At 53.8% G+C, this 15,656-nt stretch carries 15 protein-coding genes and 2 pseudogenes; 15 read left to right on the plus strand and 2 right to left on the minus strand.

Translation table 11 applies throughout. The features are described 5' to 3' along the window. Positions 1–70 precede the first annotated feature (70 nt). The gene (fumB, locus tag N7E69_RS20865) at positions 71–1,717 is read right to left on the minus strand and encodes a class I fumarate hydratase (RefSeq protein ID WP_000066611.1); all 1,647 of its coding nucleotides are present in this window, start codon (positions 1,715–1,717) and stop codon (positions 71–73) included. A gap of 199 nt (positions 1,718–1,916) precedes the next feature. On the opposite strand from fumB, the gene manA reads away from it, so the two are divergent. The 5 genes and pseudogenes from manA (at position 1,917) to add (ending at position 6,410) form a co-directional block, all read left to right on the plus strand. After that, a complete protein-coding gene (manA, locus tag N7E69_RS20870) occupies positions 1,917–3,092 on the plus strand; it encodes a mannose-6-phosphate isomerase (protein WP_001751495.1) in 1,176 nt (391 codons plus the stop codon). Between the two features lie 102 nt (positions 3,093–3,194). Next, positions 3,195–4,703 carry a YdgA family protein gene (locus N7E69_RS20875; protein WP_108610893.1) on the plus strand — a complete coding sequence of 503 codons (1,509 nt, stop codon included), beginning with the start codon at positions 3,195–3,197 and terminating at the stop codon, positions 4,701–4,703. Positions 4,704–4,821: 118 nt separating this feature from the next. Then, positions 4,822–5,042, plus strand: a pseudogene (locus tag N7E69_RS20880) (glucose PTS transporter subunit EIIB); the annotation flags it as partial. Positions 5,043–5,051: 9 nt separating this feature from the next. Beyond that, positions 5,052–5,183, plus strand: a pseudogene (locus N7E69_RS20885) (transcriptional regulator); the annotation flags it as partial. A 225-nt stretch (positions 5,184–5,408) separates the two neighbouring features. After that, positions 5,409–6,410, plus strand: a complete 1,002-nt coding sequence (gene add / locus N7E69_RS20890) for an adenosine deaminase (RefSeq protein WP_000565572.1) — start codon at positions 5,409–5,411, stop codon at positions 6,408–6,410. Positions 6,411–6,484: 74 nt separating this feature from the next. On the opposite strand, the gene N7E69_RS20895 is transcribed toward add, so the two are convergent. Further along, entirely contained in the window at positions 6,485–7,525 is a 1,041-nt protein-coding gene (locus N7E69_RS20895) for an oxidoreductase (protein ID WP_000998243.1), read from the minus strand. 207 nt (positions 7,526–7,732) lie between these two features. Here N7E69_RS20895 and blr point away from each other — a divergent pair, with 207 nt between their 5' ends. The 10 genes from blr to nth all read left to right on the plus strand — a co-directional run bounded on the left by blr (position 7,733) and on the right by nth (position 15,361). Then, the gene (blr, locus tag N7E69_RS20900) at positions 7,733–7,858 is read left to right on the plus strand and encodes a division septum protein Blr (protein ID WP_001708800.1); all 126 of its coding nucleotides are present in this window, start codon (positions 7,733–7,735) and stop codon (positions 7,856–7,858) included. A 309-nt stretch (positions 7,859–8,167) separates the two neighbouring features. Then, positions 8,168–8,383 carry a transcription modulator YdgT gene (ydgT, locus tag N7E69_RS20905; RefSeq protein WP_000217946.1) on the plus strand — a complete coding sequence of 72 codons (216 nt, stop codon included), beginning with the start codon at positions 8,168–8,170 and terminating at the stop codon, positions 8,381–8,383. Positions 8,384–8,471: 88 nt separating this feature from the next. Further along, positions 8,472–8,912 carry a DUF2569 domain-containing protein gene (locus tag N7E69_RS20910; RefSeq protein WP_000214061.1) on the plus strand — a complete coding sequence of 147 codons (441 nt, stop codon included), beginning with the start codon at positions 8,472–8,474 and terminating at the stop codon, positions 8,910–8,912. Between the two features lie 76 nt (positions 8,913–8,988). Then, positions 8,989–9,570 (plus strand): electron transport complex subunit RsxA, encoded by a 582-nt coding sequence (gene rsxA, locus N7E69_RS20915; RefSeq protein ID WP_000133179.1) that lies wholly within the window; start codon positions 8,989–8,991, stop codon positions 9,568–9,570. Then, on the plus strand, positions 9,570–10,148 hold the full coding sequence (gene rsxB, locus N7E69_RS20920; RefSeq protein ID WP_001092597.1) for an electron transport complex subunit RsxB: 579 nt from the start codon (positions 9,570–9,572) through the stop codon (positions 10,146–10,148). Before rsxA ends, rsxB begins: the two co-directional genes overlap by 1 nt. Next, on the plus strand, positions 10,141–12,348 hold the full coding sequence (rsxC, locus tag N7E69_RS20925; RefSeq protein ID WP_058113774.1) for an electron transport complex subunit RsxC: 2,208 nt from the start codon (positions 10,141–10,143) through the stop codon (positions 12,346–12,348). Before rsxB ends, rsxC begins: the two co-directional genes overlap by 8 nt. Next, a complete protein-coding gene (gene rsxD, locus N7E69_RS20930) occupies positions 12,349–13,407 on the plus strand; it encodes an electron transport complex subunit RsxD (protein WP_000231964.1) in 1,059 nt (352 codons plus the stop codon). A 3-nt stretch (positions 13,408–13,410) separates the two neighbouring features. After that, the gene (rsxG, locus tag N7E69_RS20935) at positions 13,411–14,031 is read left to right on the plus strand and encodes an electron transport complex subunit RsxG (RefSeq protein WP_000920822.1); all 621 of its coding nucleotides are present in this window, start codon (positions 13,411–13,413) and stop codon (positions 14,029–14,031) included. Positions 14,032–14,033: 2 nt separating this feature from the next. After that, complete coding sequence (locus N7E69_RS20940) at positions 14,034–14,726, plus strand: electron transport complex subunit E (protein WP_001752000.1); 693 nt, start codon at positions 14,034–14,036, stop codon at positions 14,724–14,726. Beyond that, on the plus strand, positions 14,726–15,361 hold the full coding sequence (gene nth, locus N7E69_RS20945) for an endonuclease III (RefSeq protein ID WP_001030327.1): 636 nt from the start codon (positions 14,726–14,728) through the stop codon (positions 15,359–15,361). The genes N7E69_RS20940 and nth overlap by 1 nt, the downstream gene beginning before the upstream one ends. Positions 15,362–15,656 lie beyond the last annotated feature (295 nt).

A 15,656-nucleotide genomic window follows, 5' to 3' on the forward strand; every position in this document is an offset into this window, starting at 1 on the left:
CCGGATAAGGCGCTTGCGCCGTTCTCCGGCAAAATAGCGAATCATGTTACCGCCCCGCAGGGCGGCGACATTACTTAACGCAGCGTGCGCACTGCGATGACTGAATCTGCTGGAAGAAATCGTTGCCTTTATCATCCACCAGAATAAAGGCCGGAAAATCCTCCACTTCAATTTTCCAGATAGCCTCCATACCCAGTTCAGGATATTCCACGCACTCCAGGCGCTTGATACTGCCCTGCGCCAGAACGGCTGCCGGGCCGCCGATACTGCCCAGGTAGAAGCCGCCATGTTTCTTACAGGCATCGGTCACCTGCTGGCTGCGGTTGCCTTTCGCCAACATGATCATACTGCCGCCCTGCGACTGGAGCTGATCAACATAAGAGTCCATCCGTCCTGCGGTAGTCGGCCCAAGCGACCCGGAGGCGTACCCTTCCGGCGTTTTTGCCGGCCCCGCATAATAGATAGGATGATCTTTGATGTACTGCGGCAAACCTTCGCCGCTGTCCATCCGTTCTTTCAGTTTAGCGTGCGCGATGTCGCGGCCCACAATAATTGTGCCGTTCAGCGACAGGCGCGTTGATACCGGATACTGCGACAATTGTTGCAGTATCTCGCTCATGGGACGGTTAAGATCAACGCGCACCGCCTCGCCCTCTCCCGCCTGGCGCAGCGCCTCAGGAATATATTTACCGGGATTGCGCTCCAGCTTCTCGATCCAGATCCCTTCCCGGTTGATCTTCGCTTTAATGTTTCGATCCGCGGAGCAGGACACGCCCATACCTACCGGACACGATGCCCCGTGACGCGGCAATCGGATGACACGAATATCGTGAGCGAAATATTTGCCGCCGAACTGCGCGCCTAAGCCAAGATTTTGCGCCTCAAGCAACAATTCTTTTTCCAGCTCAATATCGCGGAAGGCCTGCCCGTGTTCATTGCCTTCGGTTGGTAGCGCATCATAGTATTTTGCCGAGGCCAGCTTAACGGTCTTCAGGTTCGCTTCCGCCGAGGTGCCGCCAATGACAAACGCAATGTGATACGGCGGACAGGCGGCGGTGCCCAGCGTACGCATCTTATCGACGAGATAATTTTTGAGCTTACCCGGCGTCAGAAGCGCTTTTGTCTCCTGATAGAGGTAGGTTTTATTCGCCGAACCGCCGCCTTTAGCAATACAAAGGAATTTATATTCATCGCCATCGACGCTGTAGAGATCGATCTGCGCCGGCAGGTTAGTACCGGTATTGACCTCTTTGTACATATCCAGCGCCGCGTTCTGCGAATAGCGCAGGTTATCTTCGATATAGGTGTTATATACGCCGCGAGCCAGCGCCGCTTCATCACCTCCACCAGTCCAGACGCGTTGGCCTTTTTTGCCGACAATAATGGCCGTACCGGTATCCTGGCAGGTGGGCAACACGCCCTTGGCCGCGATATCGGAGTTTCGCAGGAATTGCAGCGCGACATATTTGTCGTTTTCACTGGCCTGCGGATCGCGCAGAATATCCGCCACCTGCTGCTGATGCGCGGGACGTAGCATAAAAGACGCATCGTGGAAGGCCTGACGCGCCAACAGCGTTAGCGCTTCCGGCGCGACTTTCAGGATCTCTTGTCCTTCGAATTCGGCGACGGAAACATGTTCGCTGGTCAACAAGTAGTACTCGGTATCGTCCTTTTTGAGGGGAAAAGGGTCTTGATAAAAGAAGGGTTTGTTTGACATTGTGCTCTCACTTACCGCTCGGTATGGTTATTCTCTGGGCAGGTGTTCCATTGCCCGACTCAAAGCGAGTAACACTATCCTACACAATTTTTTAACAAAAACTGAGACAAGTACGACTTTTTACGCCCGGAGGTTACTTCATGCGGGTTTCTTGGTTTAATACCTCCCATTGATCTCCACATTGAAACAGGGCTTGATAATGCAAAAACTCATTAACTCAGTGCAAAACTATGCCTGGGGAAGTAAAACTGCGTTAACGGAACTTTATGGCATCGCCAATCCGCAGCAGCAGCCAATGGCTGAACTCTGGATGGGCGCGCATCCCAAAAGCAGCTCGCGAATCACCACCGCCAACGGCGAAACCGTCTCCCTGCGTGACACCATCGAAAAGAATAAAACCGCCATGCTGGGCGAAGCGGTAGCCAACCGTTTCGGCGAACTGCCGTTTCTGTTTAAAGTACTGTGCGCCGCGCAGCCGCTCTCTATTCAAGTGCACCCGAATAAGCGCAATTCCGAAATCGGTTTCGCGAAAGAAAATGCGGCGGGTATCCCCATGGATGCCGCAGAGCGGAACTATAAAGATCCTAACCATAAACCAGAGCTGGTTTTTGCCCTGACGCCTTTCCTGGCGATGAACGCGTTCCGCGAATTTTCTGACATTGTCTCTTTACTGCAACCTGTCGCCGGCGCGCATTCCGCTATCGCCCACTTTTTGCAGGCGCCGAATGCTGAACGTCTGAGCCAGCTTTTCGCCAGCCTGTTGAATATGCAAGGCGAAGAAAAATCCCGCGCGTTAGCCGTACTCAAAGCGGCGCTTAACAGCCAGCAAGGCGAACCGTGGCAAACGATCCGCGTGATTTCAGAGTATTATCCTGACGACAGCGGGCTTTTCTCTCCTTTGTTGCTGAATGTGGTCAAACTGAATCCCGGCGAGGCGATGTTCCTGTTTGCCGAAACGCCTCATGCTTATCTGCAGGGCGTTGCGCTGGAAGTCATGGCGAACTCCGATAACGTTCTGCGCGCTGGCCTTACGCCAAAATATATCGACATCCCTGAGCTGGTCGCGAACGTGAAGTTCGAACCTAAACCTGCCGGCGAGTTGCTGACTGCCCCGGTGAAAAGCGGCGCGGAGCTGGACTTCCCAATTCCGGTTGACGATTTTGCTTTTTCACTGCACGACCTGGCGCTTCAGGAGACGAGCATCGGCCAACACAGCGCCGCGATTCTGTTCTGCGTTGAGGGTGAGGCGGTGTTACGTAAAGATGAACAGCGTCTGGTACTGAAGCCGGGTGAATCGGCCTTTATCGGCGCGGATGAGTCTCCGGTTAACGCCAGCGGCACAGGCCGTTTAGCGCGTGTTTATAACAAGCTGTAGCAACGTACTGAATTTTTTAACAACTCTTGCTAAGCTTATAACAGACGTAAAACTCCTCCAGGCGGTTTAATCCGCCTGGTTTCATTTTTATGGACAATTGATATGAAAAAAACACTGGTAGCTGCAGGTGTAGTTATTGCACTTGGCATCGTCTGGACAGGCGGCGCCTGGTATACGGGGAAAAAGCTGGAGAACCATCTTTCAGAAATGGTGACTCAGGCCAATGAACAGCTCAAGCGTACTGCGCCGGAGGCCGGTGTCGAATTAAGTTATCAAAACTACCAGCGTGGCGTGTTCAGTAGCCATCTGCAACTGGTTGTCAAACCGGTTGCCGGCGCAGACACTACCTGGTTGAAGCCCGGGCAAAGCATTGTGCTGGACGAGTCCGTTTCACATGGCCCCTTCCCGCTCGCCCAGCTCAAAACGCTCAATCTGATCCCTTCTATGGCGTCGGTAAAAACCACGCTGGTGAATAACGATGCGGCAAAACCCCTCTTTGATATCGCGAAAGGCGACACGCCCTTTGTTATCAATACCCGCATTGGTTATGGCGGCGATACCCGCTCCGATATCTCTCTCAAGCCGTTAAACTACGAGAATGCCGGTGAAAAGGTCGCCTTTAGCGGCGGCGAGTTCCAGCTTAACGCCGATAAAGACGGTAATGTGGTTTCGCTGTCGGGCGAAGCGCAGAGCGGCCTGGTCGATGCCGTTAACGAATATAACCAGAAGGTCCAACTCACCCTTAATAATTTGAAAACCGACGGTACCAGTAAACTGGCAAGCTTTGGCGAACGTGTGGGCGACCAAAAGTTAACGCTGGATAAACTGTCCATCGCCATTGAGGGTAAAGAGATGGCGGTGCTGGAAGGGATGGAAATTGCCGGCAAGTCCGATCTCGTCAACGACGGAAAAACCATTAACAGCCAGTTGGATTACTCGCTTAACAGCCTGAAAGTGCAGAATCAGGATTTGGGCAGCGGTAAATTAACGCTGAAAGTCGGTCAAATCGACGGCGAAGCCTGGCACCAGTTTAGTCAGCAATATCATGCACAAACGCAGGCGCTGCTGAATCAGCCGGACGTGGCGCAGAATCCTGAGCTTTATCAGCAAAAAGTCACTGAAGCGTTCTTTAGCGCTCTCCCCGTGCTGTTAAAAGGCGATCCGGTACTGACCCTGGCGCCGCTTAGCTGGAAAAACGCCAAAGGGGAAACCACGCTGAATCTGTCGCTGTTCCTCAAAGATCCGGCAACCACAACGGCACAACCGCAAACGCTGGCGCAGGAAGTCGACCGCTCCGTGAAATCGCTGGATGCGAAACTGGCAATTCCGATGGACATGGCGGTCGAGTTTATGACGCAGATAGCAAAGCTGGAAGGCTATCAGCAGGATGATGCGGAAAAACTGGCAAAACAGCAGGTGCAGGGGCTGTCCGCAATGGGTCAGATGTTCCGACTGACAACGCTGAAGGATAATACTATCGCCTCCAGTTTGCAGTACGCCAATGGCCAGATCACGCTCAACGGACAAAAAATGCCGTTGGAAGACTTTGTCGGCCTGTTTGGGATGCCGGCGCTTTCCGTACCGGACGTTCCGGCGCTGCCTCAACAATAATCGCCTTGCCGGGTGTCGCGACGCTGCACCCGGTCTGCGCCGAACGACGCGCAGCCTCTACTTTTGCGTTACCAGGCGAGCGGCTATCGTTTGACTCCGCACATGGTGCTCGTCGTGAGCATTAGGCGGCACGGAAAACATCGTGAGTCTGGACAACTGCATCCCCCCCTACGCCTGTCAGTGAAAGATATGTCGTTTGTCGATGTCCAGGCATTGAAGGACAATCACGCGACAGGCATCGTACAGCTCAATCAGCATAATTTGCAGGTAATTATCGGCCCGCAGGTTCAGTCGGTAAAAGATGAAATGGTTGGCCTGATGAATACCGTTCAGGCATAAAGAAGGGATATGTTCGATTTTTCACAGGAAGTTGACCGACGCGGGACATGGTGTACGTAGTGGGATTATGTCGCCGATCGTTTTGGCGAAGCCGATCTGCTCCCCTTTACGATCTCGGATATGGATTTTGCCACCGCACCGTTCGCTGATACTGTCTACAAGCGGGGGGTTGACCCTTTATCCTGAGAGGCGATAACAGAGACGGCCCCCGTGAGCTGACTGGGGGCGCGTTAAAGAGAATGATACAAAATTTCTCCCGCGCTCTCGCGAAGTTGCAACGTAATGACTCCGTTTTTGCAAAATTTCCAGAGCATTATCAATCTGTAGTATAATGGTGCGCACTTTTATTAAAAATTGAGTGCGCCCATGATTGATATTACGCTTCCTTTGACTGACATCCACCGCCACCTTGATGGCAACATTCGCGCCCAAACAATTCTGGATCTTGGTCGGCAGTTCAACATCGCCCTTCCCGCCCAAACGCTGGAAACGCTGATTCCGCATGTCCAGGTCACCTCAACCGAACCCGATTTAGTGAGCTTTCTCACGAAGCTCGATTGGGGGGTAAAAGTCCTGGCATCGCTTGACGCCTGCCGCCGTGTGGCCTTTGAAAATATTGAAGATGCCGCACGTAACGGCCTGCATTACGTCGAGCTTCGCTTTTCGCCCGGCTATATGGCGATGGCGCATCAGTTACCGATAGCAGGCGTGGTTGAAGCCGTTATCGACGGCGTACGCGACGGCTGTAACACGTTTGGCGTCGAGGCGCGACTCATTGGCATTATGAGCCGTACCTTCGGCGAGGCGGCATGTTTACAGGAGCTTGATGCGCTGCTGGCGCACAGAGAGAACATCACCGCGCTGGATTTAGCCGGTGATGAGCTGGGCTTTCCCGGCAGTCTGTTTTTGTCGCACTTTAATCGGGCGCGCGATGCGGGCTGGCATATTACCGTTCACGCTGGCGAAGCCGCAGGGCCGGAAAGTATCTGGCAGGCGATTCGCGAACTGGGGGCCGAACGTATCGGACATGGCGTAAAAGCTGTCGAAGATCGCACGTTAATGGATTTTCTTGCACAGCAGCGTATCGGTATTGAATCCTGTCTGACCTCGAATATTCAAACCAGTACCGTCGCATCGCTGGCAGATCATCCGCTCAAAACCTTCCTTGAGCATGGCGTTCTCGCCAGTCTTAATACGGACGATCCGGCTGTTCAGGGCGTAGATATTATCCATGAATATCACGTTGCCGCGCCAGCGGCAGGATTGAGCCGCGAACAGATTCGCCAGGCCCAGATTAACGGTCTGGAAATCGCCTTTTTGAGCGATGGCGAAAAACGTGCGCTGCGCGAAAAAGTGGCCGCGGCGTAAGATTGCTTTATTGATGCTAACGCCCTCTCTCCGCCTGCGATTTAATGCTATCCCAGGCGGAGAAATGCGACATCTCAGGCAAGACACAGCGTCGCGCGATGTTTTGCCGATTCCATGCCCAGTTCAATCAACTCCATAATTTGAATCGCCTGGCTTGCCGGCACGGGATTTTCACCGTTACCGTTTAACGCATCGCGGATGACGGCATAATATGCCGGATAGTTACCCGGCAACGTAAGCCAGTTCTCTTCTTTGCGCGTCTCTCCCTCAACCAGGGTCAATACGCCGTCACGCATGTCATATCCCCAGTCTTCCTGCGGTAAACGCTCGCCGTTTTTTAACCGTTCTTCCCGGGGATCGAGGCCATATTTTACATAGCTACCGCGCGAACCATGAACGATGTATCGCGCGGATTCCGCCGCGGCCAGCATCGTACCGTGCAAAATCACGCGGCGCTGGGGGTAGGATAAAATCGCGTGGAAATAATCTGTAGATTGCGCGCCCGGACGCAGTTGCGCTAAATCCACCGTCATGCTGACCGGCAGGCCAAAAAGTTGAATGGCCTGATCCAACAAGTGCGGCGCCAGATCGTACCAGATACCACTTCCCGGCCCGCCTTGCTCGCGCCAGCGGTCGCGCACCTGGGGACGGAAGCGATCAAAGTGGGATTCAAACAAGGACACCTCGCCGAGCACGCCATCCGCCAGCAAGGCCTTCAGCGTCAAAAAATCGCTGTCCCAGCGTCGGTTGTGGAAGACGGAAAGTACCCGGCCAGTGCTCCGCGCAAGCGCATCCAATTCTCGCGCCTGTGACAGTGTCACGGTAAAGGGTTTATCAACCACCACATGCTTACCGGCTTCCAGCGCAGCTTTCGCCAGCGGGAAATGGGTATCGTTGGGCGTCGGGATCACGATAAGGTCGATATGCGGATCGTTAAATAAATGTCGGGGCTCAGAGACCACGGAAACCGCCGGCCAATCTGCTTTCACTTTTGTTTCATCGCTGCTGGATACCGCCGCAAGCTCTAGCCCTGGCGTTCCCATAATTAAGGGCGCATGAAAGGTTTTACTGGCGTAGCCATAACCGATTAACCCAACGCGGATTTTGTCATTCATCTCACTGCCTCCGGTTTTAGATATCGCTATTCCACACCATCGTGCGATTAGCCGCAATAGCGTCCTGACCATCAACGTAGCATCAAATGATTAACTTGTTACAGAACAGAGGCTGAAAACGTTTCCCTCCCTCTTGCCGACCGTTCGCCAGGAAAGTAACATTTACCCCCTGTGTTTATGGATAAATCAAAGCAAATGTCGTCAATAATGAATCGTCTTATTGAATTAACTGGGTGGATAGTTCTCGTTATCTCAGTCATTCTTTTAGGTATTGCCAACCATATTGACAATTACCAACCACCAGAGCCCACGGCTTCCGTTCAGAAGAAGTAAGCGTCAGATAATGTAAAGGCATTTTCGCGTGGCACGGTAAGCGGCGCCCCGGGGGGGGGGGCAAAGAAAAGTCAAAAACCGGCAAAAAAAACGAAAGTATGTCCTATCTGGTCTGACGTTTATTGCCTGTTGTAGGAAAGCGCGTTAACCTTTCGCCCCAGGCGCCATGTGGCGCCTGACTCTTTACCGGTAAGAATATTCCCTTTTTACCTGCACCCCTGCACCCCTGACCTCTCACTGGTGCGGTTTTGTTTATTTTTTATCAGTGACTACTCCGTTGGCATTATATTTAATATGGATCAACTTTATATGACTGTTCAGGATTATCTATTAAAATTCCGCAAAATTAGTTCGCTCGAAAGTCTGGAAAAACTGTTCGACCACCTTAACTATACCCTTACTGATGACATGGACATTGTTAATATGTATCGCGCTGCAGATCACCGCCGTGCCGAACTGGTTTCCGGAGGACGCCTGTTTGATGTAGGTCAGGTTCCGCAATCCGTCTGGCGCTATGTGCAATAAAGAAAGTAGCGTTTAACATCAAAAACCTTATAATATTTGCCCCAAAATGAGCGGCATGACCGTTAATGCGCGTAACCCCGGAGAAGATATGACTACAACACCGCCACAACGAATTGGAGGCTGGCTTCTTGGCCCGTTAGCCTGGCTGTTAGTCGCGTTGTTGAGCGCCTCGCTGGCGTTATTACTCTACGTTATGGCGCTTGCCACACCGCAAACGTTCAAGACGCTTAGCGGACAGGAAACCGGTAATTTACTGCTATGGGGCATTTCATTTATTACCGCTATCGCCATGTGGTACTATACCCTGTGGTTGACGATCGCATTCTTCAAGCGCAGACGCTGCGTGCCGAAGCATTACATTATCTGGCTGCTGGTGTCGGTGTTACTGGCGGTTAAAGCATTTGCCTTTTCGCCCGTCTCAGATGCCTTTGCCGTGCGTCAGTTACTCTTCCCACTGTTGGCGACGGCGCTCATTGTGCCTTATCTCAAACGTTCAGCGCGCGTTAAAACAACGTTTGTTAATCCGTAATAACCCTACAGTTAACCTGTTGTCGCCTGTGGTAGTTTGACAGATAATAGGCGGCTTTTTTATTTCAGGCCGAAACATGACTGATTACCTGCTGCTCTTTGTCGGAACTGTACTGGTCAATAACTTTGTACTGGTCAAATTCCTGGGCCTTTGTCCCTTTATGGGCGTATCCAAAAAACTGGAAACCGCCATGGGGATGGGCCTCGCGACGACCTTTGTCATGACGCTGGCGTCGATATGCGCCTGGCTTATCGACACCTGGATACTTATTCCGCTGGATCTGATTTATCTGCGGACGCTAGCCTTTATCCTCGTCATTGCTGTGGTCGTGCAATTTACCGAAATGGTTGTGCGGAAAACCAGCCCGGCGTTATACCGCTTGTTAGGCATCTTCTTACCACTGATTACCACTAACTGTGCGGTTCTGGGCGTAGCGTTACTGAATATTAATCTCGGTCATCACTTTCTTCAGTCGGCGCTGTACGGATTTTCCGCCGCCGTCGGTTTTTCATTAGTGATGGTTCTGTTCGCCGCCATCCGCGAACGCCTTGCCGTGGCGGATGTGCCCGCCCCTTTTCGTGGTAACGCGATAGCATTGATTACCGCAGGATTAATGTCTTTGGCCTTTATGGGCTTTAGTGGTTTGGTGAAGTTGTAATGAATACTATCTGGATTGCCGTTGGCGCCCTGACCCTTCTGGGCCTGGTGTTCGGCGCCATTCTGGGTTATGCCTCCCGCCGATTCGCGGTTGAAGATGATCCGGTTGTTGAAAAAATCGATGCGATTTTGCCGCAGAGCCAGTGTGGTCAGTGCGGCTATCCCGGCTGCCGCCCCTACGCCGAAGCCGTGGGTCTCCAGGGCGAGAAAATCAATCGTTGCGCGCCCGGCGGCGAAGCCGTCATGCTGAAAATTGCAGAGTTGCTAAACGTAGAGCCGCAGCCATGCGATGGTGAAGAACAGCAGGCCGCGCCAGTACGTATGCTGGCAGTTATTGATGAAAATAACTGCATTGGCTGCACAAAATGCATTCAGGCCTGCCCGGTTGACGCCATCGTTGGCGCAACGCGCGCCATGCACACGGTCATGAGCGATCTCTGTACTGGCTGTAATCTGTGCGTCGATCCGTGTCCGACGCACTGCATCGAATTACGTCCGGTGAATGAGACGCCCGACAGTTGGAAATGGGATTTGAACACCATTCCCGTTCGCATCATTCCCGTGGAACAACATGCTTAAACTATTTTCCGCTTTCAGAAAAGATAAAATCTGGGATTTCGACGGTGGTATTCATCCGCCCGAAATGAAGACCCAGTCAAACGGCACGCCGCTGCGCCAGGTGCCTTTAGCGCCGCGCTTCGTTATCCCCTTAAAACAGCACATTGGCGCTGAGGGCGAGCTGTGCGTTAGCGTCGGCGATCGCGTGCTACGCGGCCAGGCGCTTACCCGTGGACGTGGGAGAATGCTGCCGGTACACGCGCCCACCTCCGGGACAGTTATCGCTATTGCGCCCCACTCGACGGCGCATCCTTCGGCGCTGGCGGAGTTAAGCGTCATCATTGATGCCGACGGCGAGGACCGCTGGATTGAACGCGAGGGCTGGTCTGATTACCGCGCCCACAGCCGTGAGGCGCTCATTGAGCGCATTCATCAGTATGGCGTTGCCGGGCTTGGCGGCGCGGGGTTTCCCACCGGCGTTAAATTGCAGGGCGGCGGCGATAAAATCACCACGCTTATTATCAATGCCGCAGAGTGCGAACCTTACATTACGGCGGACGATCGTTTGATGCAGGACTGCGCCGCGCAGATTGTGGAAGGTATTCGCATCCTGGCGCATATTCTGCAACCGCGTGAGGTATTAATCGGCATTGAAGATAACAAACCGCAGGCTATTTCCATGCTGCGCGCCGTACTGGCTGACGCTCACGACATTTCGTTACGTGTTATCCCAACCAAATACCCTTCCGGCGGCGCAAAACAGCTTACCCAAATATTGACGGGAAAACAGGTTCCCCACGGCGGGCGCTCCTCTGATATTGGCGTGCTGATGCAAAACGTCGGTACGGCTTATGCCGTGAAACGCGCCGTGGTTGACGGCGAACCGATCACAGAACGCGTTGTCACCTTAACGGGTGAAGCGGTAAGCCGACCGGGTAACGTCTGGGCACGGCTCGGCACTCCCGTTCGTCATTTGCTTAACGATGCCGGGTTCTGCCCTTCTGCTGACCAGATGGTCATCATGGGCGGCCCGTTGATGGGATTCACCCTTCCCTGGCTTGACGTACCGGTCGTAAAAATCACCAACTGCCTGCTGGCGCCATCCGTGGCTGAAATGGGGGCGCCTCAGGAAGAGAAAAGCTGTATTCGTTGCAGCGCTTGCGCTGACGCCTGCCCTGCCGACCTTTTACCGCAGCAGCTTTATTGGTTCAGCAAAGGGCAGCAGCATGACAAGGCTACCGCTCACCATATTGCTGATTGTATAGAATGCGGCGCCTGCGCCTGGGTCTGCCCGAGTAATATTCCGCTCGTCCAATATTTCCGTCAGGAAAAAGCGGAGATTAATGCGATCAGGCTTGAAGAAAAACGCGCCGCCGAAGCCAAAGCGCGTTTTGAGGCTCGTCAGGCAAGACTGGAGCGCGAAAAAGCCGCCCGCCTTGCACGTCATAAGAGCGCAGCGGTACAACCAGCGGCAAAAGATCAGGATGCCATTGCCGCTGCGCTGGCGCGGGTAAAAGAGAAACAGGCGCAGGCCACGCAACCGGTGGTTATTCAGGCGGGTAGTCAGCCAGACAATAGCGCCGTCATCGCGGCCCGTGAAGCGCGTAAAGCGCAAGCGCGCGCTAAACAAGCCGCTCATCCGATGGCTGACAGCGCGATACCCGGCAACGACCCGAGTAAAGCTGCAGTGGAGGCAGCCATCGCCCGCGCCAAAGCCCGTAAGCAGGAGCAGCAGGCCGGAAGCGAACCTGCCGAACCGGTCGATCCGCGTAAAGCCGCGGTGGAGGCAGCCATCGCCCGCGCCAAAGCCCGTAAGCAGGAGCAGCAGGCCGGAAGCGAACCGGTCGAAGCGGTCGATCCGCGTAAAGCCGCGGTGGAAGCGGCTATCGCCCGCGCCAAAGCCCGTAAGCAGGAGCAGCAGACCGGAAGCGAACCTGCCGAACCGATCGATCCGCGCAAAGCCGCGGTGGAAGCGGCTATCGCCCGCGCCAAAGCCCGCAAGCAGGAGCAGCAGACCGGAAGCGAACCTGCCGAACCGATCGACCCGCGCAAAGCCGCGGTGGAAGCGGCGATCGCCCGCGCCAAAGCCCGTAAGCAGGAGCAGCAGACCGGAAGCGAACCTGCCGAACCGGCCGACCCGCGTAAAGCCGCGGTTGCTGCGGCTATCGCCCGCGTTCAGGCAAAAAAAGCAGCACAGCAGCAGGTTGTTAACGAGGACTAAATGGTATTCAGAATCGCAAGCTCGCCTTATACCCATAACCAGCGCCAGACATCGCGAATCATGTTACTGGTAGTAATCGCCGCTCTGCCGGGGATTGCCGCGCAGACGTGGTTTTTTGGTTGGGGAACGCTTTTCCAGATCGTTCTGGCAGCCATCACAGCGCTCGTCGCGGAAGCCATTGTCCTCAGGCTGCGCAAACAATCGGTCGCCAGTCACCTGCAGGATTATTCCGCGTTATTGACGGGGCTTTTGCTGGCGGTCAGCATCCCTCCGCTTGCGCCATGGTGGATGGTCGTGCTGGGAACCGGATTCGCCATTATTATCGCTAAACAGTTATATGGCGGGCTGGGACAAACCCCCTTTAATCCGGCCATGATCGGTTACGTGGTGCTATTAATTTCCTTTCCGGTGCAAATGACAAGCTGGTTGCCGCCTTATGAAATAGCCGCAACAACGCCCGATATGCTGGACACGTTGCGGATGATTTTTACCGGGCATACCGCCAGCGGCGGCGATATGACGCTGCTACGTATCGGTATTGACGGTATCAGCCAGGCGACGCCGCTGGATACGTTTAAAACGTCCTTGCGCGCCGGGCACTCCGTTGAGCAAATCATGCAGTACCCGATATACAGCGGCGCGCTGGCTGGCGTGGGCTGGCAGTGGGTTAACCTCGCCTGGCTTGTCGGCGGCGTATTCCTGCTGTGGCAAAAAGCTATCCGCTGGCATATCCCGGTCAGTTTTCTGCTCACGCTGGCGCTATGCGCCGCGTTAGGTTGGCTTTTCTCGCCCGCTACGCTGGCCTCGCCGCAGCTTCATCTGCTGTCAGGCGCCACCATGCTGGGCGCATTTTTTATCTTAACGGATCCGGTTACCGCCTCCACGACCAACCGTGGACGTTTAATTTTCGGCGCGCTGGCTGGGGTATTAGTGTGGCTGATTCGTAGCTTCGGCGGCTATCCGGACGGCGTTGCTTTTGCTGTCCTGTTGGCGAATATCACGGTTCCTCTGATCGACTACTACACGCGCCCCCGCGTCTATGGACATCGCAAAGGATAAACCATGCTGAAAACGATTCGTAAACACGGTATTACGCTGGCGCTTTTTGCCGCAGGCTCTACGGGATTGACCGCGGTGATTAATCAGATGACAAAATCAACCATCCACGAACAAGCGCTGCAACAACAACATGCCTTGTTCGATCAGGTATTGCCGCCAGATCGTTACAATAATAATCTGCAAGAGAGCTGTTATCTGGTCGATGCGCCCGCCCTCGGCAAAGGCACACACCGTGTTTTTATCGCTCGCAAGGATGATAAACCCGTAGCGGCCATCATTGAGGCCACCGCGCCAGATGGCTATTCCGGCGCTATCCAGCTTATTGTTGGCGCAGATTTCAACGGTACCGTCCTGGGGACGCGCGTGACGGAACATCATGAGACGCCAGGGTTAGGTGATAAAATTGAGCGCCGTTTGTCTGACTGGATTACCCACTTTAGCGGTAAAACCATCAGCGGTGAAAATGATACGCACTGGGCGGTGAAAAAAGATGGCGGTGATTTTGATCAATTTACCGGGGCGACAATAACGCCGCGTGCCGTAGTGAATGCGGTTAAACGCGCCGGGCTGTACGCCGAATCACTGCCCGCTCAGCTCCCCCATTTAACCGCCTGTGGAGAATAGCCATGAGCGAAATAAAAGACATTGTTGTTCAGGGGTTATGGAAAAATAACTCTGCTCTGGTGCAGCTACTTGGCCTGTGCCCTTTACTGGCAGTGACGTCTACGGCAACCAACGCTCTGGGGCTGGGTCTGGCCACAACGCTGGTATTAACGCTGACCAACCTTACGGTGTCCGCACTACGTCGCTGGACGCCGGCAGAAATCCGTATCCCGATTTACGTTATGATCATTGCCTCGGTGGTAAGCGCAGTACAGATGCTGATCAATGCGTATGCGTTCGGTTTGTATCAGTCTTTAGGGATTTTTATTCCGCTGATTGTAACGAACTGCATTGTTGTTGGTCGCGCCGAAGCGTTTGCCGCGAAAAAAGGACCGTGGCTTTCCGCGTTGGACGGTTTTTCTATCGGCATGGGCGCGACAGGCGCGATGTCCGTGCTGGGCTCACTGCGCGAGATCCTCGGGAATGGTACGCTTTTCGATGGCGCGGATAGCCTGCTGGGAGGCTGGGCAAAAGTATTACGGGTCGAGATATTTCACACCGACTCGCCTTTCCTGCTGGCGATGCTGCCGCCAGGCGCGTTTATCGGTCTGGGACTCATGCTGGCGGTAAAATATCTTATTGATGAAAAAATGAAGAAACGCCGCGCCGAAACCGCGCCTTCCGCAGTTCCGGCAGGTGAAACAGGGAAAGTCTGATGAACAAAGCAAAAAGGCTGGAAATTCTGACGCGCCTGCGCGACAGCAACCCGCACCCCACAACGGAACTCAATTTCACGTCGCCATTTGAGTTGCTGATTGCCGTGTTGCTTTCCGCGCAGGCAACCGACGTCAGCGTGAACAAGGCTACCGCCAAACTTTACCCGGTCGCCAATACGCCAGCCGCGATGCTGGAGCTGGGCGTAGAGGGCGTGAAATCCTATATCAAAACTATCGGCTTATTTAACAGTAAAGCGGAAAACGTGGTTAAGACCTGCCGTATTTTACTGGACAAGCATAATGGCGAAGTGCCGGAGGATCGGGCGGCGCTGGAAGCGCTTCCCGGCGTGGGGCGTAAAACCGCTAACGTGGTGCTAAATACCGCCTTCGGCTGGCCGACCATCGCCGTTGATACGCATATATTTCGTGTATGCAACCGAACGCAGTTCGCGCCGGGTAAAAATGTCGAGCAGGTAGAAGAGAAGTTGCTGAAAGTGGTGCCGAATGAGTTCAAAGTGGACTGCCATCACTGGTTAATTTTGCATGGTCGCTATACCTGTATCGCCCGAAAACCCCGCTGCGGCTCCTGCCTCATTGAAGACCTTTGCGAATACAAAGAAAAAGTCGATATTTGATATGGTCGGAGTGCGTCCGTCACGCCAGCGCGCTCCCACCTTCGGCCTGGATCTATTTTAGCCATCAATCATTCCAGTCTCTGTCCTTTTTCTGATGTAATGTGCTTTCGTTTTCCCTCCACGTCAGGTTAATCATTTTTTTAATCGCAAAAATTTCTATCTATCCGTGATCAGGATCACTTTGATAACTTCATGTGAAATTTAATGACATCTAAGGTTACATTTACAACCGGATAGACTGACGCCCCGTTTTCACTACAAAACATTACTCTGCCATTTTTTCAGATAATGGCCT

The organism is Salmonella sp. 3C (assembly GCF_025426275.1).
Taxonomy (GTDB): Bacteria; Pseudomonadota; Gammaproteobacteria; order Enterobacterales; family Enterobacteriaceae; genus Salmonella; species Salmonella enterica.

What these genes read in the sequence shown, in the direction of transcription:
- N7E69_RS20875 (WP_108610893.1), top strand. Translation starts at nt 3,195, where the DNA reads ATGAAAAAAACACTGGTAGCTGCAGGTGTAGTTATTGCACTTGGCATC.
- nth (WP_001030327.1), top strand. Translation starts at nt 14,726, where the DNA reads ATGAACAAAGCAAAAAGGCTGGAAATTCTGACGCGCCTGCGCGACAGC.
- ydgT (WP_000217946.1), top strand. Translation starts at nt 8,168, where the DNA reads ATGACTGTTCAGGATTATCTATTAAAATTCCGCAAAATTAGTTCGCTC.
- rsxA (WP_000133179.1), top strand. Translation starts at nt 8,989, where the DNA reads ATGACTGATTACCTGCTGCTCTTTGTCGGAACTGTACTGGTCAATAAC.
- blr (WP_001708800.1), top strand. Translation starts at nt 7,733, where the DNA reads ATGAATCGTCTTATTGAATTAACTGGGTGGATAGTTCTCGTTATCTCA.
- N7E69_RS20940 (WP_001752000.1), top strand. Translation starts at nt 14,034, where the DNA reads ATGAGCGAAATAAAAGACATTGTTGTTCAGGGGTTATGGAAAAATAAC.
- N7E69_RS20910 (WP_000214061.1), top strand. Translation starts at nt 8,472, where the DNA reads ATGACTACAACACCGCCACAACGAATTGGAGGCTGGCTTCTTGGCCCG.
- rsxG (WP_000920822.1), top strand. Translation starts at nt 13,411, where the DNA reads ATGCTGAAAACGATTCGTAAACACGGTATTACGCTGGCGCTTTTTGCC.
- N7E69_RS20895 (WP_000998243.1), bottom strand. Translation starts at nt 7,525, where the DNA reads ATGAATGACAAAATCCGCGTTGGGTTAATCGGTTATGGCTACGCCAGT.
- add (WP_000565572.1), top strand. Translation starts at nt 5,409, where the DNA reads ATGATTGATATTACGCTTCCTTTGACTGACATCCACCGCCACCTTGAT.
- rsxC (WP_058113774.1), top strand. Translation starts at nt 10,141, where the DNA reads ATGCTTAAACTATTTTCCGCTTTCAGAAAAGATAAAATCTGGGATTTC.
- manA (WP_001751495.1), top strand. Translation starts at nt 1,917, where the DNA reads ATGCAAAAACTCATTAACTCAGTGCAAAACTATGCCTGGGGAAGTAAA.
- rsxB (WP_001092597.1), top strand. Translation starts at nt 9,570, where the DNA reads ATGAATACTATCTGGATTGCCGTTGGCGCCCTGACCCTTCTGGGCCTG.
- fumB (WP_000066611.1), bottom strand. Translation starts at nt 1,717, where the DNA reads ATGTCAAACAAACCCTTCTTTTATCAAGACCCTTTTCCCCTCAAAAAG.
- rsxD (WP_000231964.1), top strand. Translation starts at nt 12,349, where the DNA reads ATGGTATTCAGAATCGCAAGCTCGCCTTATACCCATAACCAGCGCCAG.